Annotated in this window: 20 protein-coding genes; 10 read left to right on the forward strand and 10 right to left on the reverse strand. The window is 62.2% G+C overall.

Going from position 1 to position 20,400, the window contains the following annotated elements; translation table 11 throughout:
* Positions 1 to 18 precede the first annotated feature (18 nt).
* Entirely contained in the window at positions 19 to 897 is an 879-nt protein-coding gene (locus ACGYK9_RS10625) for a PhzF family phenazine biosynthesis protein (RefSeq protein WP_394410412.1), read from the forward strand.
* 59 nt (positions 898 to 956) lie between these two features.
* Here the strand turns inward: ACGYK9_RS10625 and ACGYK9_RS10630 are convergent, their stop codons facing one another.
* Together ACGYK9_RS10630 and trxB are read right to left on the reverse strand one after the other, a co-directional pair.
* Positions 957 to 2,669, reverse strand: a complete 1,713-nt coding sequence (locus ACGYK9_RS10630) for a bifunctional sulfate adenylyltransferase/adenylylsulfate kinase (protein ID WP_394410409.1) — start codon at positions 2,667 to 2,669, stop codon at positions 957 to 959.
* Positions 2,670 to 2,862: 193 nt separating this feature from the next.
* Positions 2,863 to 3,867, reverse strand: coding sequence for a thioredoxin-disulfide reductase (trxB, locus tag ACGYK9_RS10635; protein ID WP_271688145.1), 1,005 nt, complete (start codon positions 3,865 to 3,867; stop codon positions 2,863 to 2,865).
* 215 nt (positions 3,868 to 4,082) lie between these two features.
* Between trxB and ACGYK9_RS10640 the strand changes: the two genes are divergently transcribed.
* On the forward strand, positions 4,083 to 4,583 hold the full coding sequence (locus ACGYK9_RS10640; protein ID WP_067267317.1) for an Lrp/AsnC family transcriptional regulator: 501 nt from the start codon (positions 4,083 to 4,085) through the stop codon (positions 4,581 to 4,583).
* Between the two features lie 2 nt (positions 4,584 to 4,585).
* On the opposite strand, the gene ACGYK9_RS10645 is transcribed toward ACGYK9_RS10640, so the two are convergent.
* From ACGYK9_RS10645 to lgt, 5 genes are all read right to left on the reverse strand, one after another.
* Positions 4,586 to 5,299 (reverse strand): Hint domain-containing protein, encoded by a 714-nt coding sequence (locus ACGYK9_RS10645; protein WP_394410406.1) that lies wholly within the window; start codon positions 5,297 to 5,299, stop codon positions 4,586 to 4,588.
* Between the two features lie 271 nt (positions 5,300 to 5,570).
* Positions 5,571 to 5,714 carry a hypothetical protein gene (locus ACGYK9_RS10650; RefSeq protein WP_169306083.1) on the reverse strand — a complete coding sequence of 48 codons (144 nt, stop codon included), beginning with the start codon at positions 5,712 to 5,714 and terminating at the stop codon, positions 5,571 to 5,573.
* A 271-nt stretch (positions 5,715 to 5,985) separates the two neighbouring features.
* Positions 5,986 to 6,741, reverse strand: a complete 756-nt coding sequence (pgeF, locus tag ACGYK9_RS10655; RefSeq protein ID WP_394410403.1) for a peptidoglycan editing factor PgeF — start codon at positions 6,739 to 6,741, stop codon at positions 5,986 to 5,988.
* On the reverse strand, positions 6,738 to 7,796 hold the full coding sequence (locus ACGYK9_RS10660; RefSeq protein WP_394410400.1) for a class I SAM-dependent methyltransferase: 1,059 nt from the start codon (positions 7,794 to 7,796) through the stop codon (positions 6,738 to 6,740). Before ACGYK9_RS10660 ends, pgeF begins: the two co-directional genes overlap by 4 nt.
* Positions 7,793 to 8,677 carry a prolipoprotein diacylglyceryl transferase gene (gene lgt, locus ACGYK9_RS10665; RefSeq protein ID WP_394410397.1) on the reverse strand — a complete coding sequence of 295 codons (885 nt, stop codon included), beginning with the start codon at positions 8,675 to 8,677 and terminating at the stop codon, positions 7,793 to 7,795. Before lgt ends, ACGYK9_RS10660 begins: the two co-directional genes overlap by 4 nt.
* 94 nt (positions 8,678 to 8,771) lie before the next feature.
* On the opposite strand from lgt, the gene ACGYK9_RS10670 reads away from it, so the two are divergent.
* From ACGYK9_RS10670 to ACGYK9_RS10690, 5 genes are all read left to right on the forward strand, one after another.
* Complete coding sequence (locus ACGYK9_RS10670; protein WP_394410394.1) at positions 8,772 to 9,014, forward strand: accessory factor UbiK family protein; 243 nt, start codon at positions 8,772 to 8,774, stop codon at positions 9,012 to 9,014.
* A gap of 301 nt (positions 9,015 to 9,315) precedes the next feature.
* A complete protein-coding gene (locus ACGYK9_RS10675; protein WP_271688136.1) occupies positions 9,316 to 9,816 on the forward strand; it encodes a YbjN domain-containing protein in 501 nt (166 codons plus the stop codon).
* 31 nt (positions 9,817 to 9,847) lie between these two features.
* Positions 9,848 to 10,663, forward strand: a complete 816-nt coding sequence (proC, locus tag ACGYK9_RS10680) for a pyrroline-5-carboxylate reductase (protein WP_394410391.1) — start codon at positions 9,848 to 9,850, stop codon at positions 10,661 to 10,663.
* Positions 10,656 to 10,994, forward strand: a complete 339-nt coding sequence (locus ACGYK9_RS10685; RefSeq protein WP_394410388.1) for a tRNA-binding protein — start codon at positions 10,656 to 10,658, stop codon at positions 10,992 to 10,994. The genes proC and ACGYK9_RS10685 overlap by 8 nt, the downstream gene beginning before the upstream one ends.
* On the forward strand, positions 10,991 to 11,941 hold the full coding sequence (locus ACGYK9_RS10690; RefSeq protein WP_394410385.1) for a 2-hydroxyacid dehydrogenase: 951 nt from the start codon (positions 10,991 to 10,993) through the stop codon (positions 11,939 to 11,941). The genes ACGYK9_RS10685 and ACGYK9_RS10690 overlap by 4 nt, the downstream gene beginning before the upstream one ends.
* On the opposite strand, the gene ACGYK9_RS10695 is transcribed toward ACGYK9_RS10690, so the two are convergent.
* Positions 11,938 to 12,519 (reverse strand): thymidine kinase, encoded by a 582-nt coding sequence (locus ACGYK9_RS10695; RefSeq protein ID WP_394410382.1) that lies wholly within the window; start codon positions 12,517 to 12,519, stop codon positions 11,938 to 11,940. The genes ACGYK9_RS10690 and ACGYK9_RS10695 overlap by 4 nt on opposite strands.
* Positions 12,520 to 12,596: 77 nt before the next feature.
* Complete coding sequence (locus ACGYK9_RS10700) at positions 12,597 to 13,721, reverse strand: beta-ketoacyl-ACP synthase III (RefSeq protein WP_394410379.1); 1,125 nt, start codon at positions 13,719 to 13,721, stop codon at positions 12,597 to 12,599.
* A gap of 416 nt (positions 13,722 to 14,137) precedes the next feature.
* Here ACGYK9_RS10700 and ACGYK9_RS10705 point away from each other — a divergent pair, with 416 nt between their 5' ends.
* From ACGYK9_RS10705 to ACGYK9_RS10715, 3 genes are read left to right on the forward strand one after another with little or no spacing between them, the layout of a single operon-like run.
* Positions 14,138 to 15,820 carry a pilus assembly protein TadG-related protein gene (locus tag ACGYK9_RS10705; protein WP_394410376.1) on the forward strand — a complete coding sequence of 561 codons (1,683 nt, stop codon included), beginning with the start codon at positions 14,138 to 14,140 and terminating at the stop codon, positions 15,818 to 15,820.
* On the forward strand, positions 15,817 to 16,347 hold the full coding sequence (locus tag ACGYK9_RS10710; protein ID WP_067267295.1) for a TadE/TadG family type IV pilus assembly protein: 531 nt from the start codon (positions 15,817 to 15,819) through the stop codon (positions 16,345 to 16,347). Before ACGYK9_RS10705 ends, ACGYK9_RS10710 begins: the two co-directional genes overlap by 4 nt.
* Positions 16,344 to 16,907 (forward strand): TadE/TadG family type IV pilus assembly protein, encoded by a 564-nt coding sequence (locus tag ACGYK9_RS10715; protein ID WP_394410372.1) that lies wholly within the window; start codon positions 16,344 to 16,346, stop codon positions 16,905 to 16,907. The genes ACGYK9_RS10710 and ACGYK9_RS10715 overlap by 4 nt, the downstream gene beginning before the upstream one ends.
* A gap of 55 nt (positions 16,908 to 16,962) precedes the next feature.
* On the opposite strand, the gene carB is transcribed toward ACGYK9_RS10715, so the two are convergent.
* Positions 16,963 to 20,322, reverse strand: a complete 3,360-nt coding sequence (carB, locus tag ACGYK9_RS10720; RefSeq protein ID WP_394410369.1) for a carbamoyl-phosphate synthase large subunit — start codon at positions 20,320 to 20,322, stop codon at positions 16,963 to 16,965.
* Positions 20,323 to 20,400 lie beyond the last annotated feature (78 nt).

A 20,400-nucleotide genomic window follows, 5' to 3' on the forward strand; every position in this document is an offset into this window, starting at 1 on the left:
TTTATTGGGAGCGGGCTTATGGATTTCGATTTCGACTGGGTAGACGCCTTTACCGACCAAGTCTTTGGCGGCAATGGCTGCGCCGTGGTGCATGGCGGGGCAGGGCTGCCGGATGAGCTATGCATGGCCTATGTGCGCGAAACATCCCTCGTGGAATGCACCTTTACCGGCCCGTCGGAGGTCGCGGATTTCAAGGTGAAATACTACCTCGCCAGTCGTGAGATACCCTTTGCGGGCCACCCCACCATCGCCACCGTCGCAGCGCTGCGCCATCGCGGGTTGATCGGCGAAGGGCCACTGCGGTTGGAGACTGGCGCGGGGATCGTCGAGGTCGAGGTGCGCGGCTCCCAAATCGCCATGACCCAGATCGCGCCGGTCTTCGGGGAAGAAGTGCCTGCTGATCTCGTCGCCAAGGTGGGCGGCGTGGCACCCGAGGATATCATCGCGCCGCCGCAGGTAGTTTCTACCGGGCTGCCGTTTTGTATCACCGTTCTGCGCAGTCGCGCCGCCTTGGAAGGGCTGAAGCTTAACCCCGAAGCGCTCGCGGCCTATAATGCCCATCTGGGGCAGGGCAGCGATATGATGGAGCCCTTCTGGGTCACCCTCGAAGGCGCGACCGCTGCGGGCAATACCTATGCGCGGCTGCTGCTGGCCCCGCCCAGCCCTGCCGAAGACCCTTTCACCGGTTCGGCGACGGGTGCCATGGCGGCCTATCTTTGGGCGCGCGGATTGATTGACAGCCCGAATTTCGTGGCTGAGCAGGGGTACCTCATGGGCCGCCCCGGATGGGCGGAGGTCGAGGTGCTTGGCCCCCGCGATGCGACCACCGGTGTCCGCGTGGCGGGGCAGGGGCGCGTGGTAATGTCGGGCCAAGTTTTCATGCCCGAGGTGGCCTGACCCCAAACGCGAAACGCAGCCCCGAGGGGCTGCGTTGTTCTTAGCAGAGACTGAGCGGCTTACCCCGCGATCAGCCCCATGCTTTCGAGCTTCAGCAACACCTGATGCGCGCAGTTGTCGACCTCGACATTCTCGGTCTCCAGCACCAGTTCGGCGTTCTGCGGCACATCGTAGGGGTCGGAAATGCCGGTGAATTCCTTGATCTTGCCCTCCCGCGCCAGTTTGTAGAGCCCCTTGCGGTCGCGGCGTTCGCATTCCTCGATAGAGGTTGCGACATGCACTTCGACGAAGGCGCCGAAGTTCTCCACATCCTCGCGCACCGCGCGGCGGGTGGCGGCATAGGGCGCGATCGGCGCGCAGATGGCGATGCCGCCGTTCTTGGTGATCTCGGAGGCGACATAGCCGATGCGGCGGATGTTCAGGTCGCGGTGCTCTTTTGAGAAGCCGAGTTCGGAACTGAGGTTTTTCCGCACGATGTCACCATCCAGCAGCGTCACCGGGCGGCCGCCCATCTCCATCAGCTTGACCATCAGCGCGTTGGCAATGGTGGACTTGCCGGAGCCGGAGAAGCCGGTGAAGAAGACAGTGAAGCCCTGCTTGGAGCGCGGCGGGGAGGTGCGGCGCAACTCCTTTACGACCTCGGGGAAGGAGAACCACTCAGGGATCTCCAGCCCTTCGCGCAGGCGGCGGCGCAGCTCGGTGCCCGAGATGTTCAGGATGGTGACGCTGTCCTTGTCCTCGATCTCATCCATGGCCTCGTATTGAGCACGTTCCTGCACCCAGACCATATGTTTGAAATCGACCATTTCGATGCCCATTTCCTCCTGATGCGCGCGGAACAATTCCTGCGCGTCATAGGGGCCATAGAAATCTTCGCCGGCGGAGTTCTTGCCGGGGCCAGCGTGGTCGCGGCCCACGATGAAATGGGTGCAGCCGTGGTTTTTGCGGATCAGCCCGTGCCAGACGGCCTCGCGCGGGCCAGCCATGCGCATGGCGAGGTTCAAGAGCGACATGGAGGTGGTGGCGGCAGGATACTTATCGAGCACCGCCTCATAGCAGCGCACGCGGGTGAAGTGATCGACATCGCCGGGTTTGGTCATGCCGACAACGGGGTGGATCAGCAGGTTGGCCTGCGCTTCACGGGCGGCGCGGAATGTGAGTTCCTGATGCGCGCGGTGCAGCGGGTTGCGGGTTTGAAAGGCCACCACGCGGCGCCAGCCCAGCTTGCGGAAATAGGCGCGCAATTCGTTGGGCGTGTCGCGGCGGGCGCGGAAGTCGTAGTGCACGGGCTGCTGGATGCCGGTCACCGGGCCGCCGAGATAGACGTTGCCCGCTTGGTTGTGCAGGTAGTTCACCGCCGGATGCGCCTCGTCATCGGCGCCAAAGACCTTCTCGGCCTCGCGCGATTTGTTCGGGGTCCAGCGGTGGGTCACGGTCATGGTCGCGAGAATCACGCCCTCTTGGTCGCGCAGGGCGATGTCCTGCCCTACTTCCAGCTTCTCGGCGAAAGCCTCGGTCACGTCGAGGGTGATCGGCATCGGCCAGAGGGAGCCGTCCGCCAGACGCATATTCTCGACCACGCTGTCGTAGTCCTCTTCGCCCAAGAACCCTTTCAGCGGGTTAAAGCCGCCGTTCATCAAGAGTTCCAGATCGCAGATCTGGCGCGGGGTGAGGTCGAGGCTCACCAGATTGCCCGCCTCCACCTTCAGCTTTTGCGACGACTCGTAAGAGACGTAGAGTTCGGGGATCGGCGTGAGGTTGCTGGGCATCATGACTATCACTTTTCTTTAGGGAACAGGCGGCTTTGGTCCCGGCTGCCATAGCTGCAAAAGATGTGAAAAGTCTATAGAACTAAGGGGTGTCGCCCCGTTAAAGGCCGAAATCCCATGATCCGAGGGTGGCCTGCAATTCGGGTGCTGAGGGGCGGCGGAAACCGGAATTATCTCCGCCGCGCCTTCGTCTGACTTAAACGTCTTCCTTCACCTCGGCCCCGTAGCCGAGCGGGAGGGAGGTATCTTTGCCGTCATCGTCGCCCACTTCGGCAAGGAAGCGCTCGGCTTCGAGTGCTGCCATGCAGCCCATGCCGGCGCTGGTCACCGCTTGGCGGTACTTGTGGTCGGTCAAATCGCCTGCGGCAAAGACGCCGGGGATGGAGGTTTCGGTGCTGTCGGGTTTGGTCACGACGTAGCCGCCCATGTGGGTTTCCAGCGTATCTTTGACCAACTCGTTGGCGGGCGCATGGCCGATGGCGACAAAGACGCCCTTGGCGGGAATGTCGGTGATCTCGCCGGTCTTGGTGTGTTTGACCTTCACGCCCTCGACGCCGAGCGGGTTGTCGGTGCCGTAGACCTCGTGCAGCTCATGGAACCACAGCGGCTCGATCTTGGGGTTCTTCATCAACCGGTCGATCAGGATCTTCTCGGCGCGCAGCTCGTCGCGGCGGTGGATCAGCGTGACCTTGGAAGCAAAGTTGGTGAGGAACAGCGCCTCTTCCACGGCAGTGTTGCCGCCGCCGATGACCACGATCTCCTGACCACGATAGAAGAACCCATCGCAGGTAGCGCAGGCCGAGACGCCGAAGCCCTTGAACTTTTCTTCGCTCTCCAGCCCCAGCCACTTCGCGCGGGCGCCGGTGGCGAGGATCACGGAATCGGCGACGTAAGTCGTGCCGCTGTCGCCCTTGGCGTGGAACGGGCGGCTCGACAGGTCGAGGTCGGTGATGATGTCGCCGATGATCTCGGTCCCCATGGCCTTGGCGTGGTCCTGCATACGGATCATCAGGTCGGGGCCCTGAACCTCGCTGTCGCCGGGCCAGTTCTCGACCTCGGTGGTGGTGGTCAGCTGGCCGCCCGGCTCGATCCCCTGCACGAGGATCGGCTCCAGCATGGCGCGGCTTGCGTAGACCCCGGCGGTATAGCCCGCAGGGCCGGAGCCGATGATCAGTACCTTGGTTTTACGTGTCTCGGCCATCTGGCGCCCCCGGGCTGTCATTGATATTGCCCGCCTCATATAGCGATAGCCGCGAAGCCGTTAAACCCCTGCCGTCACCGCCCCGTCATTACGCTTGCGTGAACGGACGGGCGGCTGGCCTCAAGGGCCGTGATAAAGAATATTGCGCTTGTGTGAAACTTTATTGCGCGCACCACGCAGGCTGCTATAAGAATCGAAAATTCACTGAGGATGTTATGGCGGGTACACGACTTGATCCGATAGACCGGATGATCTTGGCCGAGTTGCAATCTGATGGCCGGATGACGAATGTCGAACTGGCCAAACGCGTCGGCATCTCTGCGCCGCCCTGTTTGCGCCGCGTGCGTACCTTGGAAGAGCAGGGCTATATCAAAGGTTATCATGCGGATGTCGATGCGCGCGAACTGGGCTTTGAGGTGCAGGTCTTCGCCATGGTCGGGCTGGCCAGTCAGGCGGAGGCTGATCTGAGCGCGTTTGAAGAGAAATGCCGTGGTTGGCCGCTGGTGCGCGAGTGCCATATGCTGAACGGTGAGGTCGATTTCATCCTGAAATGCGTGGCACCAGATCTGTCGAGCTTTCAAAGCTTCCTGACCGGGCAATTGCTGACCACGCCCAATGTGGAAAGCGTGAAGACCAGCCTCGTGATCCGCGGGGCCAAGGACGAGCCCGGCGTGCCCTTCGACGTGTTGGAAGCGCGGCTGTCGACCGCGCCTTAAGGTCAGCTATCGGCGCGGTCTTCTGCCGCCGCGGGCGCGCGGGGATGGGCGAGGGGGCCGAAATCCCGCCCATGCGCGATCTGCGGAAACATGGATAGAAAGCGATCCCACAGGCCGGGCGTTGCGTCACGCAGCGCTCGAGCGCCGGGGTGAAAGGTCTCCATCTCTAGCCCGCCCGCCTTGATCACCGCATGGCGCGACAGGCAGATATGAAACAGGCGCACCGGAGTTGGCGGAGTGACCTCGATCACATTGACCCCATCCACGAATTCGCGCAGCGGGGTGAGCAGGCGGCTGCCCTCCGCCTCGGCCCGCAGGTGGGGCGGCGTTTGGAGCACCCGCGCGGCGGGGCCGAGGGTGAGGAAAGAACTGGGGCGCCCCTCGCCGAAACTGTCGGGCATGATGCGGATGAGGGGCAGCCGCCCACTGTCCGCCGGGATGAAACGGCTCGACCCGATCCAGATCAACTGCGCCGGACCTCCGGCACTTGTGTTGATTATATCGCCGGGCTGGAGATCTTCGATGGCGATGTCGCCTTGCACCGTTTGGATTGGCGTCCCGCGGGCGAAGGCCGCGAAAGCGGCTTCGAGAAGTGGCGCGGCGGGAGCGGTGTCTTGGCCGATATAGAGCGACCCGTCGGCGCGGAGCGCGGCGACTTCATAGCTGCGCATCGGCGCGGGCGGCGGGCCTTCGGCTTTGGTGGCGGTCTCAGTCATGCAAAACCCTTTGTCGGCCCGGCACAGCGCTGCCGAGGGCGGCATGCACCGGCGCGGGCTGACGGATACTGCGCCATGTTCTGCGGGATTTGTCAAAATATCCGGTCTAGGTGCTGCGCTTTGCGCGCCAATCTCGGCTGAATGCGGGGGCTGTTTCCGGGCCGGGTGCGTGATCGCCATATTCAGATGAAAACGCCCCTCGCAACGAATCAACGTCACAAGGGGCGGTCTGCTATACCGGGCGCGTGGCACCGGTACCGGGGGAAACCTTTCAGGCGGTCTTGCGGACCGGGGCGTTGCCGGAGCGTTTGGCGATGAATGCGGCGCGGCGCGCACCGCGGGCCCAAGGCATGACGGTGTCGGTCTTGGCCGCTGTCTCGACAACGGATTTGATGAAGCGCGGGTTCTTTTTCATGGCTCTGTTCCTCTTCGGGTCACGCGGGCATCGTTGCATCCACTATCGCAGTGCAATCGGGCCGGTTTTTGACCGTGGGCGAGAAACTTGTGGGAAATTGACGGCTTGGAAGGGCGGTTTTGGACGCCTTTGCCATACTTCGAAAAACGTTAATTTTCGGTGGTTTGCAGGGGGTACGAGAAACAATGGGGCCGCAAGGGGCTGATTGTGCCAGATTTCGCTACAGCAATGCGGCGCGAAACGGGCAGGCTTTGCCGCAATCCCGCCCCGTTCAGAGGGTGATCGCCGAGAGCAAGCGGCCATAGTCCGCTTCCTTGGCGTGGGTCGTGCGCCGGTAGGAATAGAATCGCGAGGGATCGGCGTAGGTGCAATGCCGCGTCCATTCCGCATGGCCCACCCCTGCCGCGCGCAGCCGGTTGAGGCCAAAGCCGGGCAGGTCGAAATGCAGCCGGTCGCCTTCGCCTTGGGCAAAGTAGCGGGCAAACTCGGGGTCGGCATTCATGAAGTTGTCCAGAAACTCCGGCCCGACCTCATAGGCGCGCTGACTGATGGAGGGGCCGATCACCGCGGTGATCTTTTCGCGGGTGGCGCCGAGATCGACCATGGCGTCGACCGTCGCCTCGAGTATCCCGTCGAGCGCGCCGCGCCAGCCTGCATGGGCCGCGCCCACCACACCGGCCTGCGCATCGGCAAAGAGCACGGGCTGACAGTCAGCGGTCAGGATCGACAGGGCGATGCCGGGGGTCTTGGTGACCAAGGCATCGGCGCGGGGTTTGTCGTCGTGCGGCTCCGTCACTGTGACGACAGTGGCGGAATGCACTTGATGGACGCCGACAAGATGGTCGGCAGGCAGGCCCATCGCCTCGGCGGCACGGGCGCGGTTGATGCGCACGATTTCGGATTGGTCCGAGCTGCCGCTGCCGCAGTTCAACCCGGAAAACACCCCCGAAGACGCGCCGCCACGGCGGGTGAAAAACCCGTGCCGCAAAGGCGCAAGCGCATCGGATGTCAGAATTTCGAGCGTCATACTTCTGTCCCCGGGGGCGGGGTCTGACCTTTTTGGTAAAGCCCCATCACTTTGAACAGGTTTCCCATTTCCGCCGGGTGCGTCAACCGTCGATGTGCGGCAATATGGTTGCTGAGCGCGTCACCGGTCAGCGCCTCGGCCAGTTTCTGCGCGCGGGGGGTGATGCCCAATCGCTCCAGAAAAACGCCTTGGGTGACCACGCGGCTATGGGGGCAGGGGCAGGCGCGGGCCAGCGCCTCGAAATCGACATGGGCGGTCAGATCGGCGCGCCCGGGATTGGCGAGCGGATCGGCAGGGCTGTGGTTCTCCAGCGCTTGCAGCGTGTCACCCAAGGCGCGCCAATCGCCATAGTCGATGATCAGCCCCGCCCCGCCATGGGCGGCGATGCGTTTGCCGATCTCTTGCATGATCTCCGCCGCCGGGGCGCAAAGCTCAACAAGGTCGCCGTCCTTCGTATCTTCCAGCCGATGGGCAAGGGCGGGCTGTGGGGTCACGGGGCCGAGGCCAAAGGTCAGCGCCCCCTCTGCCGCGCCCACCCGGCGCTCGGCCCAGCCTGCGCCTTGGCGGATGAACTGCCGGACTGGCAGGGCATCGAAAAACTCATTGGCGACGAGGAACAGCGGCGCATCCGGCAGGTCAGCGGCACTCTCGGCCCAAGTGACCTCGGCCCCTCGCAACGTCTCGCGCTGCACATCGCGTAAAGAAGGAGAGGCTTCGACCAGCGTCACTTGCGCCGCGTCCTGAAACCCCGGCACCCGCGCCGTGGCGCGCAGAATGTCGGCCATCAATGTCCCCCGGCCCGGCCCAAGCTCGGCCAGTGTGAAGGGGAAGGGCGCGCCCTGATCCAGCCAGCGTTGCGCCAGCGACAGGCCGATCAACTCGCCAAACATCTGGCTGATCTCGGGGGCGGTGATGAAATCCCCCTCCGGGCCGAAAGGCGCGCGGGTGGTATAGTACCCCCAGTCGGGATGCAGCAGGCAGGACTGCATATAGGCGTCCAGCCGCATCGGCCCTTCCAGCGCGATCCGTGTGAGCAGATGGTCCTTCAGGCTCATGCCTGCCGCCGCGCTCGGATGATGAGGAAGACCCCCACGGCGATCATCGGCAGCGATAGGATTTGCCCCATGGTCAGCCCCCAGCCGCCGATATGCCACGCCAGCCCCAGCGGGTTGCCGGGGGTGACGAATTGCGCGTCGGGTTGGCGCAGGAATTCCACCGCGAACCGCGCCGCGCCATAGCCTGCAAGGAAAGTGCCGCCGATCAGCCCCGGCATTTTGAGCGCGCCGCGTTTCCACGCCATCCAGATCAGGACGCCGCCCAAGAGCAGCCCCTCCAGCAGCGCCTCATAGAGCTGCGAGGGGTGGCGCGCGCAGATGCCCGCCACATCGGGGCAGAACTGCGCCGCCTCACCGGGGAAGGCCACGCCCCAAGGCAGATCGGTCGGGCGGCCCCAAAGCTCGGCATTGATGAAATTCGCAAGCCGCCCCAAAAACAGCCCCGGCGCCAGCCCCAGACAGACCATATCCCCGGTCGAAATCACCGGAATCCGGTGCCGCCATGTATAGAAAAGCCCGGCCAGAATGACCCCAAGCGCGCCGCCATGGAAGGACATGCCGCCCTCCCAAAGCTGCAAGATCGCGGCGGGGTTCGACAGATAATAGGCCGGTTGGTAAAACAGCACATAGCCCAAACGTCCGCCAAGGATCACGCCCAGAATGACCCAAAAGAGCAGGTCCTCGACCTGACCGGGCTTCATGACCGGCGTGTCGTTCTTCCACAGATGGGGCCGTTTGACCGCCGCGGTGGCGACGCGCCAGCCCAGCAGAATGCCCACGATATAGGCCAGCGCATACCAGCGCAGCGCGAAGGTGGAACCAAACAGGGTCACCGAAAAGATTTCCGGCGCGATATCGGGGAAGGGGAGCATGGCTGTCATGCTGCTGATTGAGCAAGGCCGCGCGGGGAAGTCAACCTTGCGAGCAAGGGCGTCGCGCCCCATATAGAGGCTAACAAACCTCCGGAGGCCAGACATGCAGACCCGTAACAAGTTTTTCGACGACGTATCACAGATGATGACAAATGCGATGGGCGTCGCCCAAGGCGCCAAGGACGAGGCCGAAACCGCTTTCAAAGGCATGCTTGACCGTTGGCTTGCCGATCGCGATTTCGTCACCCGTGAGGAGTTCGACGCGGTGCGCGCCATGGCGCAGAAGGCCCGCGAAGAGAACGAAGCGGTGAAAGCGCGGCTCGACAAGCTCGAAGCCAAAAACTGAACCCGATAGAATTCGATCAGCCGCCCCGGGCCGGGGCGGCGATCCTTCGCGTGGACAGGGGCCGTTTGCGACCCCTCGCGCCCTCTCCCTGCAATTTATAGACGATTTCCGCGATTTACCCACAAGTTATTGCGGTTATCCCCTATCAATTGTGGTTATCCCCAAGAAAAACCTTGCCAGACTGTTCCGCTGCAAGCACCATATCTTGTATAGGTGATGTGAACCTACACGCCTATTTGTGCAGGCTTCCATGCATGGTGGGCCAGGTCCCGCCTCGTGGAACAGATTGAGAGGTGGCGAAATGGCCCTGTCCGAGCATTACCTTGAAGAAGAAATCCACCCCATTGATATCGTTGAAAATCTCGCGGCCCATCACGATTGGGAATTCGACCGCGTGGCGGATGATCAGATCGCCATGGCGGTCGAGGGGCAGTGGCGGACCTATTCCATCACGCTGGCATGGTCAGCTTACGACGAAACGCTGCGGCTGATCTGCACCTTCGAGATGGAGCCTCCGGCTGAAAAACTGCCGGAACTTTACGAATTGTTAAACCTCGTCAACGATCAATGCTGGGCGGGGGCCTTCAGCTTTTGGGCCGATCAGCAGTTGATGGTCTACCGCTACGGGCTGGTTTTGGCGGGCGGACAGGTCGCGGGGCCAGAGCAGATCGACACGATGATCGGTGCCGCCGTCATGAGCGCGGAACGCTACTATCCTGCGCTGCAATTGCTGGTCTGGGGCGATCAATCCCCAAAGGCCGCGATGGACGTCGCCATTGCAGAGGCTTACGGCCGGGCGTAACAAAGTCCCCGAACAACTTCGGGGGATGACGATGAAAGACGGGAGAGTTGCACGCGACGGTCTGGTTTTGCTGGGCTGTGGCAAAATGGGATCGGCCATGTTGGAGGGCTGGCTGGCAAAGGGACTGCCTGCAAGCTCGGTCTGGGTCGTGGACCCGAAACCATCGGATTGGCTGCAAGACACTGGCGTGAATCTGAACGCCGACCTGCCTGCCGCCCCAGCGGTGGTGCTGGTCGCGGTCAAACCGCAGATGATGGCGGACGCGCTGCCGACGCTTCAGGCGATGGGCAATGGGGAGACGCTGTTCGTCAGCGTCGCGGCGGGCACGACCATCGGCTATTTCGAAAGCGTCCTCGGCGGCGACACGCCCATTGTGCGGGCCATGCCCAACACGCCAGCCGCCATTTCCAAAGGGATCACCGCCATCGTCGGCAACGCCAAGGCGGGCAGCCGGTCTTTGGATGAGGCCGAGACCCTGCTGAGCGCGGTGGGCGAGGTCGTCCGCCTGACCGAAGAGGCGCAGATCGACGCGGTCACGGGGGTTAGCGGCTCCGGCCCGGCCTATGTCTTTCACATAATCGAATGCATGGCCGCCGCCGGTGTGGCCCAAGGCCTGCCCAAGGAATTGGCGATGCAATTGGCCAAGGCAACGGTCGCCGGGGCAGGGGCGCTGGCGATGCAGGCTGAAGAGGATCCGGCGCAGCTGCGCGTCAACGTCACCAGCCCCAATGGTACGACCCAAGCGGCGCTTGAGGTTTTGATGGATGAGGCCGAAGGCTTCCCGCCCCTTCTCAAGCGCGCAGTCGCCGCCGCGGCGGACAGATCGCGGGAGCTGGCCAATGGCTGAGATCACTTTCGACGATTTCCTGAAGGTCGACATTCGCGTCGGCATCGTGACCCGGGCCGAAGCCTTTCCCGAAGCACGCAAACCGGCGATCAAACTCTGGGTAGATTTCGGCGAGGAGATCGGCGAGCGTAAGACCTCGGCCCAGATCACCGCGCATTATACGCCGGAGACGCTGGTGGGGCGGCAGGTCGTGGCCGTGGTTAACTTCCCCGCCCGTCAGATCGGGCCTTTCATGTCCGAGGTGCTGGTGCTCGGCCTGCCCGACAAGGACGGAGAGATCGTGCTTTTGTCGCCCGATCAAAAAGTGCCCGAAGGAGGGCGGATGCATTGAAAAAGATATTGATTGCCAGACCCTTGCCCAAAGAAGTCACCGAAGCGTTGAAGGGCTGCGAAGTGACGGTGCGCGAGGAAACCGCGCCGCTTTCGGGCGAAGAAATGCGCGCCGTGCTGCACGACTATGACGGGGTGATGCCGACCCTGGGGGATGCTTTCTCGGCCGAGGTTTTCGCCGATGTGTCCGAGCCGCGCTGCAAGATCCTTGCCAATTTCGGCGTCGGTTATAACCACATCGACGCGGCCGCGGCCCGCGCGGCGGGGGTGGAGGTGACCAACACGCCCGGCGCCGTCACCGATGCCACGGCGGATGTCGCCATGACGCTCATGCTGATGTCCGCCCGCCGCGCTGCCGAAGGGGAGCGGCTGGTCCGCTCCGGCGGATGGGCGGGCTGGCACCCGACGCAGATGTTGGGGCTGCATTTGACCGGCAAACGGGTCGGCATCGTTGGCATGGGCCGGATCGGGCAGGCCATCGCGCGGCGCTGCCACTATGGGTTCGAAATGCAGGTCAGCTATTTCAACCGCAGTGAGAAAGACCTCGATTTTCCCGCCACCCGTGTCGAAAGCCTGCCCGCGCTGGCCGAAGCCGTGGATGTGCTCGTCATCGCCGTGCCCGGCGGCGGCGAGACGCGGCATCTGATCGATGAAGCCGTTCTCGGCGCGATGCAGCCCCATGCCCATCTGATCAACATCGCCCGCGGCGATGTGGTGCAGGAGGCCGCGTTGATCGAAGCCCTTCAAGCGGGGCGCATTGGCGGTGCGGGTTTGGATGTCTATGAGTTCGAGCCCAAGGTGCCGCAGGCGCTGCGTGATCTCGACAATGTTGTGCTGCTGCCGCATCTCGGCACCGCGGCGCATGAAGTTCGTGTCGATATGGGGCTGATGGCGGTGGCCAATCTGCAAGCCTTCATTGACGGAGAGACCCCGCCAAACCGGGTTTAACCGTCGCCCACAGCGGCGCGCCAGTGTTTGCGGCAGAGCGAGACATAGGTCTCGTTCCCGCCAATCTGCACCTGCGCGCCGTCCCGCATCGCTTGCCCTTCGGCGTCGCGGCGCACGACCATCGTGGCTTTCTTGCCGCAATGGCAAATGGTGCGCACTTCGCGCATCTCATCGGCCAGCGCCAGCAGGGTGGCGGAGCCGGGGAAAAGCTCACCCCGGAAATCGACGCGAAGGCCAAAACACATGATCGGCACGCCCAGATCATCCACCGCGCGGGCCAGTTGCCAGACCTGCTCGCCCTCAAGAAATTGCGCCTCATCGACAAAGATACAGGCGCAGGGGCCTTGCTCCAACCGGGCTTCGATCTTGGCCAAAAGGTCTTCGCCCGGGGCGAAAGTATCGGCCTCTTGCCCAATGCCGATGCGGGAGGCGATGCGCCCTTCGCCCGCGCGGTTGTCGAACTGCGCGGTGAGCAAAAAGGGCACCATGCCGCGTTCCACATAGTTATGCGCCGCTTGAAGCAGCACCGTGGATTTACCGGCGTTCATGGTGGAGTAATTGAAGTAGAGCTTTGCCATGGGCAGGGTGTTACGCCGCCCATGACAGCGGATCAAGATGCAAACCCCGCCCTGATCTTAGGGCCGGGCGCCGCGGGTTAGCCGCGCTTTTTGACGATGACGGAGCCTACGGAATAGCCCGCCCCGAAGGAGCAGATCAGCCCAGTGTCGCCGTCTTCCAGATCGTCGGAGTTCTTGGCGAAAGCGATGATCGACCCGGCGGAGGAGGTGTTGGCGTAGTCTTGCAGAATGTTGGGCTGTTCGCCCGGCTCAGGCTCCCGCCCCAGCACTTTGCGCCCGATGAAATCGTTCATCGACTTATTCGCCTGATGCAGCCAGATGCGCTTGAGGTCGGCGGACTCCAACCCATTGTCGGCCATATGCCCCCCGATATGGTCGGCCACCATGGGTAACACTTCCTTAAACACTTTGCGCCCATTCTGCATGAACTGCATATCGCGCCGGTCGCTCAGCCCATCGGGGCGGGAGCGGCGGAGGAAGCCGTTGTTGTTGCGGATGTTGTTGGAATATTCGGTCGCGCAGCGGGTCGAGATAACGTCGAAACAGGGGCCGTCGACATCTTCGGCCCGTTCCAGCAGCGTGGCGGTGGCCACGTCACCAAAGATGAAGTGGCAATCGCGGTCACGCCATTCGAGGTGGGCGGAGCAAATCTCGGGGTTCACCACGAGGGCGGAGCGGATAGAGCCGGAGCGGATCATATCCGCCGCCGCCTGAATGCCGAAAGTGGCCGAAGAACAGGCGACGTTCATGTCAAAGGCAAAGCCCTTCACGCCAAGAAGCTCCTGAATCTCAATGGCCACGGCAGGATAGGCGCGCTCGAGGTTGGAGGCGGCGCAGATCACCGCGTCCACATCCTCGGCACTCTTTCCAGCGGCTGCGAGCGCCTTTTGCGCGGCATCAATGGCCATTTCGGCCATGAGGGAAGGCTCCTCATCCGCGCGCTGGCGCAGCAGGGGGTGCATCACATTGGGGTCCAGTACGCCGGATTTATCCATGACATAGCGCTGTTCGATGCCGCTGGCTTTGACGATGAACTCTTCCGAGGAATGCGCCTTGGCCTCTAGGGTGCCCGCTTCGATCGCCTCGGCATTTTCGGCGTTGTAGAGGTCGGCATAGGCGTTGAAGGCTTCAACCAATTCGGCGTTGGTGATGGTTTGCTTCGGCGTGAAAACGCCCGTACCGGTGATGGCGGCTTGATACATCGGTGTGATCCCTTTCTCTCCAACGGCATGGCTGGTCTGATAAAGCTGAGCAGCCCCGGGCGAATTGCAAGGGCCGTTGTCATGTCGGTGCACTTTGATGCAGGGGGCAGCAAGGTGCAGGTTCCATACTTTAGCGAAACCGCGCAGGACTTGCCACGGCTTTGACGGGGCAGACGTGTGAATGCCGCTACAGTTGCGAATTTTGATCGCCCCGGCCCCCGCGCGCTGGCTTGACTATGCAACCGGAAGCGCGCAGTGATTGAGCATTAGCAATCATTAATTGAACGAGAACAGTCAGGGTTTTTTTGAGGCAGCGGCCCCTCCGGCGCGTGATTTACAGGTCCACCATCCGCGGATGCCGCAGCCTAAAGCACAGAATTTGCTTACGGATTCAACCTCCGAAAAAGAGAGGTGTCATGAGGCGCAGTATTATCAGTCGAATGCTTTGCGAGCGGGCAAAGCGTTTTCGCAAGGACGAGGGCGGCGGCATGCTGGTCCTCATGTTGGTCGTGTTTTTCGGGATCACGATCTTTGGCGGGCTGGCCGTGGATCTGGCGAACCACGAGCGGACGCGGACCACCTTTCAGACCCATCTCGACAATGCCGTGCTGGCCGCGGCGAGCCTGTCGCAAGACCTCGACCCAGAAGAGGTCGTGCGCAGCTACCTGACCTCCGCGGGGCTTGATCCATCCGAGGTGGTGATCGACTCGAGCGAAGAAAAGATCGGCGGCATTCTGGTGGGGCGCACCGTCGAAGCCTCGCTCCCCGCCGGGCTGAACACCTATTTCTTCCGGTTTTTCGACATCGATTCACTCGGGATGACGATCAGCTCTGAGGCGACCGAACGGGTCGAGGACATCGAGATTTCGCTGGTGTTGGATGTGTCGGGGTCGATGGGGGAGAGGACCAGCGACCGCAGCCGAATGGTCAAACTTGACCTGCTCAAGAACGCGGCCAGCGATTTCGTTGAGACGATCTTGAGCGATTCCGAAGAGGGGCGGGTGTCGATTTCAATTGTTCCCTATTCGACCAAAGTGAACCCCGGCTCAGCGTTGCTGGGTCATTATACGGTGACTGAAGAGCATAGCTATTCACATTGTGTCGATTTCGACGCGAACGACTTTGGCTCTCTCGGGATTAGCACAAGTGCACAATTGCAGCGCACCGGTCATTTTCTTATTGGCGAAGGGTACTACTCGATACCGATGTCAGGTCAATGGGTGTGTCGTTTCGATGCAGGTTTTGCGATAACGCCTCTGTCGAGCTCCGTGGCTGAATTGCAGGCCCAAATTCGAGCGCTTACGGCCTTAGGTTCGACTTCAATCGATATGGGGGCAAAATGGGGGCTCGCCTTGCTAGATCCATCGGCCCAAAGCCCCGTCTCGGGATTGATCGCTGCAGGCCAGATTGACCCAGCCTTTCGTGGGCGCCCTCATGTCTATGGTGCTGACAATAGCATGAAGGTACTGGTCTTGATGACTGACGGAGAGAACCGCGAAGAATATCGCCTGAAACCCGAGTTCGCTTCAGGACCGTCGGAACTGATTAAGACGACTTATGGAAGTAGCACCTACTACACTGTGGATTCTTCTGAAAATAGGATGGAGAACGACGGCGACCGATCCTATCCAGAACCCTATTTCTACGCTCAGCATCCTTTCGGAAGCCGTGCCATGTGGAGCCGCGACACGATCGCCAATAACTCAGACTACCGCTTTGCGAACCGTGCAAGCGAAGAGCGCCTTGATTGGCCTGAGGTTTGGGCAGAAATGTCACCCCTTTTCTATGGCTACAAAATGTATGCGCGGCGCTTTGATAGCTATTGGGAGTACCGCGCGGAGGCTTACCGCGATTATGTTCAATGGACAGTTGACGCCGAGGAAAAAGACCGTCGTTTGCGTCAGATTTGCGGTTTGGCGAATACCGCTGGCGTCGTTGTCTATTCCATCGGCATGGATGTCGACAACACCAATTCCCTTAGCCTGTTGAAAGACTGCGCCTCTTCCGAGGCCCATTACTTCGACGTTCAGGGTCTGGAGATCCAAACCGCCTTCGACATGATCGCGGCGTCCATCTCCATGTTGAGGCTGACCAAGTGATCCGCTTCGTCAAAGACCGCTTTCGCCGGTCCGAGGCGGGCGGGGTCACCATTGAGTTCGTCATCCTCTTGCCGCTCGTCTTTTACTTTTTCTTCCTCGCGCTTGAGACGGGCCTGTGGAGCGCGCGTGAGATCATGCTGCGCCGGGCCACGAATTTGGCCGTGCGGGACGTGCGTTTGGCCACCGGTTCTGTGCCAGGCTATGACGCGATGAAGGCGCTGATTTGTGAGCGGTCGGTTTTCGATGCGGGCTGCATCGAGAATATCCGGATCGAGATGCGCGCCATGCCGATTGCCGATTGGGCTGATCTGAGCGGGGCTGCCCCCTGTGTCGACCGGGATGAGGATTTCGACCCGGCAAATGGCTTTCTGCCCGGCCAGCAAAACAATCTGATGATGATGCGGGTCTGCCGTCTGTTCGATCCGCTTTTGCCGGGGACAGGCTTGGGCCGGAAATTGCCCGAAGGGTCGGATGGCACATATGGCGTGCGGGTCACCACCGCTTTCGTGACGGAGCCGCGCGGATGAGGGGGGGCGTATTCAAAGGTTTCGTCCGGTCGGAAGAGGGCAGCCAGACGATTGCCTTTCTGGTTCTGCTGCCGTTGTTGGTCTGGTCGATCATGGCGATGCTGACCTTTACCGATGCCTTTCGGGTGCGCGGGATGGCGACCGATGCCACCGCCGTCATCGCCGACAGCCTGTCGCGGCAGACGACGCCGATCAACGCCGCTGACCTCTTGGGCCTGCAATCGGTGGCGGAGCAACTCACCGGTTACGAAGTCTCTCTGCGCGTCACGCAGGTGCGGTGCATTCTGAATTGCGACAGTCTGGACCGCCGGATTTTGGCGGTGGATTTCTCGCAAGGCATAGGGCTGGACAGCCTGCTCGACATCGACTTTATCGCGGGGCTTTCGCGTGAACGGGTGCCGCTGATGGCCAATGGTGACCGTCTGGTGCTGGTGGAGACTTCTTTCATGCACGAGCCGATTGCGCAGATCGGCTTGGAGGGCACGGAGGTCAACGTCTCGCATGCCACAAGGATGCGTTTCGCGCCTCAGCTTTGCTGGATCCGGTGCATCATCAGCTAGGCGGGCACCGATGCCCAAATGCGAAAGGGGCCGCCCAATGGGCAGCCCCTTTTTCTTATCCCTGAAGCGCTTTCACGCCGATCGCATCCTCGGCCTGCGCCTTGATCGCCAATGCGGCGGCATGGGCGCCTGCGGCGGTGGTGAAATAGGGGATCTTGTCATAAAGCGCGATGGAGCGGATCGACTTGCTGTCTTCGACCGCCTGCGCGCCTTCGGTGGTGTTCATCACCAGATGCACCTCGCCGTTCTTCATCATATCGGTGATGTCGGGGCGCCCCTCGTAGACCTTGTTCACCACATCGCAGGCATGGCCATTGGCGGTGAGCCATTCCGCCGTGCCACGGGTGCCGATGAGGGTAAAGCCTTGGTCCAGCAGGATCTTCGCCGCATCCAGCATGTTCTGGCCCTTATCCGCATCCTTGACCGACAGGAAGGCGCAGCCCTTGCGCGGCAGCGGGTTGCCCGCGCCCATCTGCGCCTTGAGGAAGGCGCGGGGGAAGTCGCGGTCCCAGCCCATGACTTCGCCGGTGGAGCGCATCTCTGGCCCAAGCAGCGTGTCGACGCCGGGGAAGCGGGCAAAGGGCAGCACCGCCTCTTTGACCGAGAACCAAGGCATATCGGGGTCGGCCAGTGTCATCGGGTCGCCCAAGGGCAGCGTGTCTTCGTAGGCCGCCTGATCGGGGTAGGGCGGGCGCTGCGGGAAGTTCGACAGCGGCTCGCCGGCCATGATCCGCGCGGCGATGGAGGCAATGGCAGAGTCGGTCGCCTTGGCCACGAAGGGCACGGTGCGCGAGGCGCGGGGGTTGACCTCGATGAGGTAGATTTCGCCGTCTTTGACCGCGAACTGGATGTTCATCAGGCCCACGACATTGAGCGCCTTTGCCAAAGCGCGGGTCTGCTCTTCGACCTCTTCGATCACCTCGCGCGGGAGGGAGTAGGGCGGCAGCGAACAGGCGCTGTCGCCGGAGTGGACGCCCGCCTCTTCGATGTGCTGCATGATGCCCGCGACATGGACATTCTCACCATCGCAGAGCGCGTCGACATCAAGCTCCACCGCGCCCGACAGGTAGCTGTCGAGCAGCACCGGGCTGTCGCCCGAGACGACGACGGCGGTGGTGATGTAGCGCTCAAGGCTGGCCTGATCGCGCACGATCTCCATCGCGCGACCGCCCAGAACGTAGGAGGGGCGGATCACCAGCGGGAAGCCGATTTCCTTGGCGATTTCCATCGCCTCCGCATCGGAATGGGCGATGCCATTGCGCGGCTGTTTCAGGCCGAGGTTCAGCACAAGCTGCTGGAAACGCTCACGGTCTTCGGCCAGATCGATCATGTCGGGCGTGGTGCCGAGGATCGGAATGCCCGCTTCTTGCAAACCATTGGCAAGCTTCAGCGGGGTCTGGCCGCCGAACTGGACGATGACGCCGTGTAGCGTGCCGTTCTCCTGCTCGACGCGCAGGATTTCCATGACATGCTCAAAGGTAAGCGGCTCGAAATACAGGCGGTCCGAGGTGTCATAGTCAGTCGAAACCGTCTCGGGGTTGCAGTTGACCATGATGGTCTCATAGCCCGCATCCGTCAGCGCGTAGCAGGCGTGACAGCAGCAATAGTCGAACTCGATGCCCTGACCGATCCGGTTCGGGCCACCGCCGAGGATGACGACCTTCTTGCGGTCCGAAGGCCGCGCTTCGCATTCCGCCTCGCCCATCAGCGGGGTCTCATAGGTGGAGTACATGTAGGGTGTCTGCGCCTCGAACTCGGCGGCGCAGGTGTCGATGCGTTTGAACACGGCCTTGACGCCAAGCGCCAGCCGCGCGTCGCGGACCTGTGCCTCGCGGCTGTCGGTCAGCATGGCGAGGCGGGCGTCGGTGAAGCCCATCATTTTCAGCTCGCGGAAGGTATCGGCATCGCTTGGCAAGCCGTTTGCGCGAACGCCTTCCTCGGCCTCGATGATCTCGCGGATGCGGGCAAGGAACCACGGGTCGAACATCGTATGCGCGTGCAGATCGTCGTCGGACATGCCGTGGCGCATCGCTTGGGCGATGGTGCGCATCCGGTCGGGCGTGGGCGCCGACACGGCTTTGATGAGTGCCGCCATATTCTCGGGCGCGTCGCCGGGCAAGTCACTGTTAAGGCCAGCGATTTCGACTTCGTCAAAGCCTGTGAGGCCCGATTCCATCGACGCCAGCGCCTTTTGCAGGCTCTCGTGGATGGTGCGGCCAATGGCCATGGTCTCACCCACCGATTTCATCGCGGTGGTCAGGTTGGGCTCGGCCCCGGGGAATTTCTCGAAGGCAAATTTGGGGATCTTGGTGACCACATAGTCGATGGTCGGCTCGAAGGAGGCGGGGGTGACGCCGGTGATGTCGTTGTCGAGCTCGTCCAGCGTGAAGCCCACGGCGAGCTTCGCGGCGATCTTGGCGATGGGGAAGCCCGTGGCCTTGGACGCCAGCGCGGAAGAGCGCGACACGCGCGGGTTCATCTCGATCACCACCATGCGGCCATCGGCGGGGTTCACCGCCCATTGCACGTTGGAGCCGCCGGTCTCCACCCCGATCTCGCGCAGCACCGCGATGGAGTGGTTACGCATGATCTGGTATTCTTTGTCAGTCAGCGTCAGCGCAGGGGCCACGGTGATGCTGTCGCCGGTGTGCACGCCCATCGGGTCGATGTTCTCGATGGAGCAGACGATGATCGCGTTGTCGGCGGTGTCGCGCACCACCTCCATCTCGTATTCCTTCCAGCCGAGCAGCGACTCATCGACGAGGATTTGCCCCATCGGCGAGGCATCCATGCCCGAGCGGCAGTAGAATTCGTAGTCTTCGCGGTTGTAGGCCACGCCGCCGCCGGTGCCGCCCATGGTGAAGGCGGGGCGGATGATCGCGGGCAGGCCGACGTATTCAAGCGCCTCAAGCGCGAGGTTTACACCTGCGGCGAGGTCTTTCTTGCCGTCCTCGCGCTTGGGCGCGGTGACGATGGTGGCCTTGGGGTTTTCGATGCCCAGACGGTCCATCGCTTCGCGGAACAGCTTGCGGTCTTCGGCCATCTCGATGGCCTCGCGCTTGGCCCCGATCATCTCAACGCCGAATTTCTCCAGCACGCCCATTTCTTCGAGCGCGAGCGAGGTGTTGAGGCCCGTCTGGCCGCCCATGGTGGGCAGCAGCGCATCGGGGCGCTCTTTCTCGATGATCTTGGCGACGATTTCGGGCGTGATCGGCTCGATATAGGTGGCATCGGCGAGCCCGGGGTCGGTCATGATCGTGGCCGGGTTGGAGTTGACGAGGATAACGCGGTAGCCTTCCTCTTTCAGCGCTTTACAGGCTTGGGCGCCGGAATAGTCGAACTCGCAGGCTTGTCCGATGACAATCGGCCCCGCACCAATGATCATGATCGACTGGATGTCGGTACGTTTCGGCATGGCGGCCCCCTAATTTTGCAAATTGTCCTGCCTTATAGGCAAGGCGGCTCTGGCTGCAAGGGGGGAATGGCCATCACG

Origin of the sequence: Sulfitobacter sp. 1A15258, from assembly GCF_043557045.1 — a bacterium.
GTDB classification, from domain to species: domain Bacteria; phylum Pseudomonadota; class Alphaproteobacteria; order Rhodobacterales; family Rhodobacteraceae; genus Sulfitobacter; species Sulfitobacter faviae.

Bases quoted from the DNA above. Each gene is read 5' to 3' on its own strand.
- ACGYK9_RS10685 (WP_394410388.1), top strand. From the start codon at position 10,656: ATGGCTGAGATCACTTTCGACGATTTCCTGAAGGTCGACATTCGCGTC.
- lgt (WP_394410397.1), bottom strand. From the start codon at position 8,677: ATGACAGCCATGCTCCCCTTCCCCGATATCGCGCCGGAAATCTTTTCG.
- ACGYK9_RS10640 (WP_067267317.1), top strand. From the start codon at position 4,083: ATGGCGGGTACACGACTTGATCCGATAGACCGGATGATCTTGGCCGAG.
- ACGYK9_RS10650 (WP_169306083.1), bottom strand. From the start codon at position 5,714: ATGAAAAAGAACCCGCGCTTCATCAAATCCGTTGTCGAGACAGCGGCC.
- trxB (WP_271688145.1), bottom strand. From the start codon at position 3,867: ATGGCCGAGACACGTAAAACCAAGGTACTGATCATCGGCTCCGGCCCT.
- ACGYK9_RS10625 (WP_394410412.1), top strand. From the start codon at position 19: ATGGATTTCGATTTCGACTGGGTAGACGCCTTTACCGACCAAGTCTTT.
- ACGYK9_RS10715 (WP_394410372.1), top strand. From the start codon at position 16,344: ATGAGGGGGGGCGTATTCAAAGGTTTCGTCCGGTCGGAAGAGGGCAGC.
- pgeF (WP_394410403.1), bottom strand. From the start codon at position 6,741: ATGACGCTCGAAATTCTGACATCCGATGCGCTTGCGCCTTTGCGGCAC.
- ACGYK9_RS10705 (WP_394410376.1), top strand. From the start codon at position 14,138: ATGAGGCGCAGTATTATCAGTCGAATGCTTTGCGAGCGGGCAAAGCGT.
- carB (WP_394410369.1), bottom strand. From the start codon at position 20,322: ATGCCGAAACGTACCGACATCCAGTCGATCATGATCATTGGTGCGGGG.
- ACGYK9_RS10700 (WP_394410379.1), bottom strand. From the start codon at position 13,721: ATGTATCAAGCCGCCATCACCGGTACGGGCGTTTTCACGCCGAAGCAA.
- ACGYK9_RS10675 (WP_271688136.1), top strand. From the start codon at position 9,316: ATGGCCCTGTCCGAGCATTACCTTGAAGAAGAAATCCACCCCATTGAT.
- ACGYK9_RS10695 (WP_394410382.1), bottom strand. From the start codon at position 12,519: ATGGCAAAGCTCTACTTCAATTACTCCACCATGAACGCCGGTAAATCC.
- ACGYK9_RS10660 (WP_394410400.1), bottom strand. From the start codon at position 7,796: ATGAGCCTGAAGGACCATCTGCTCACACGGATCGCGCTGGAAGGGCCG.
- proC (WP_394410391.1), top strand. From the start codon at position 9,848: ATGAAAGACGGGAGAGTTGCACGCGACGGTCTGGTTTTGCTGGGCTGT.
- ACGYK9_RS10630 (WP_394410409.1), bottom strand. From the start codon at position 2,669: ATGATGCCCAGCAACCTCACGCCGATCCCCGAACTCTACGTCTCTTAC.
- ACGYK9_RS10645 (WP_394410406.1), bottom strand. From the start codon at position 5,299: ATGACTGAGACCGCCACCAAAGCCGAAGGCCCGCCGCCCGCGCCGATG.
- ACGYK9_RS10670 (WP_394410394.1), top strand. From the start codon at position 8,772: ATGCAGACCCGTAACAAGTTTTTCGACGACGTATCACAGATGATGACA.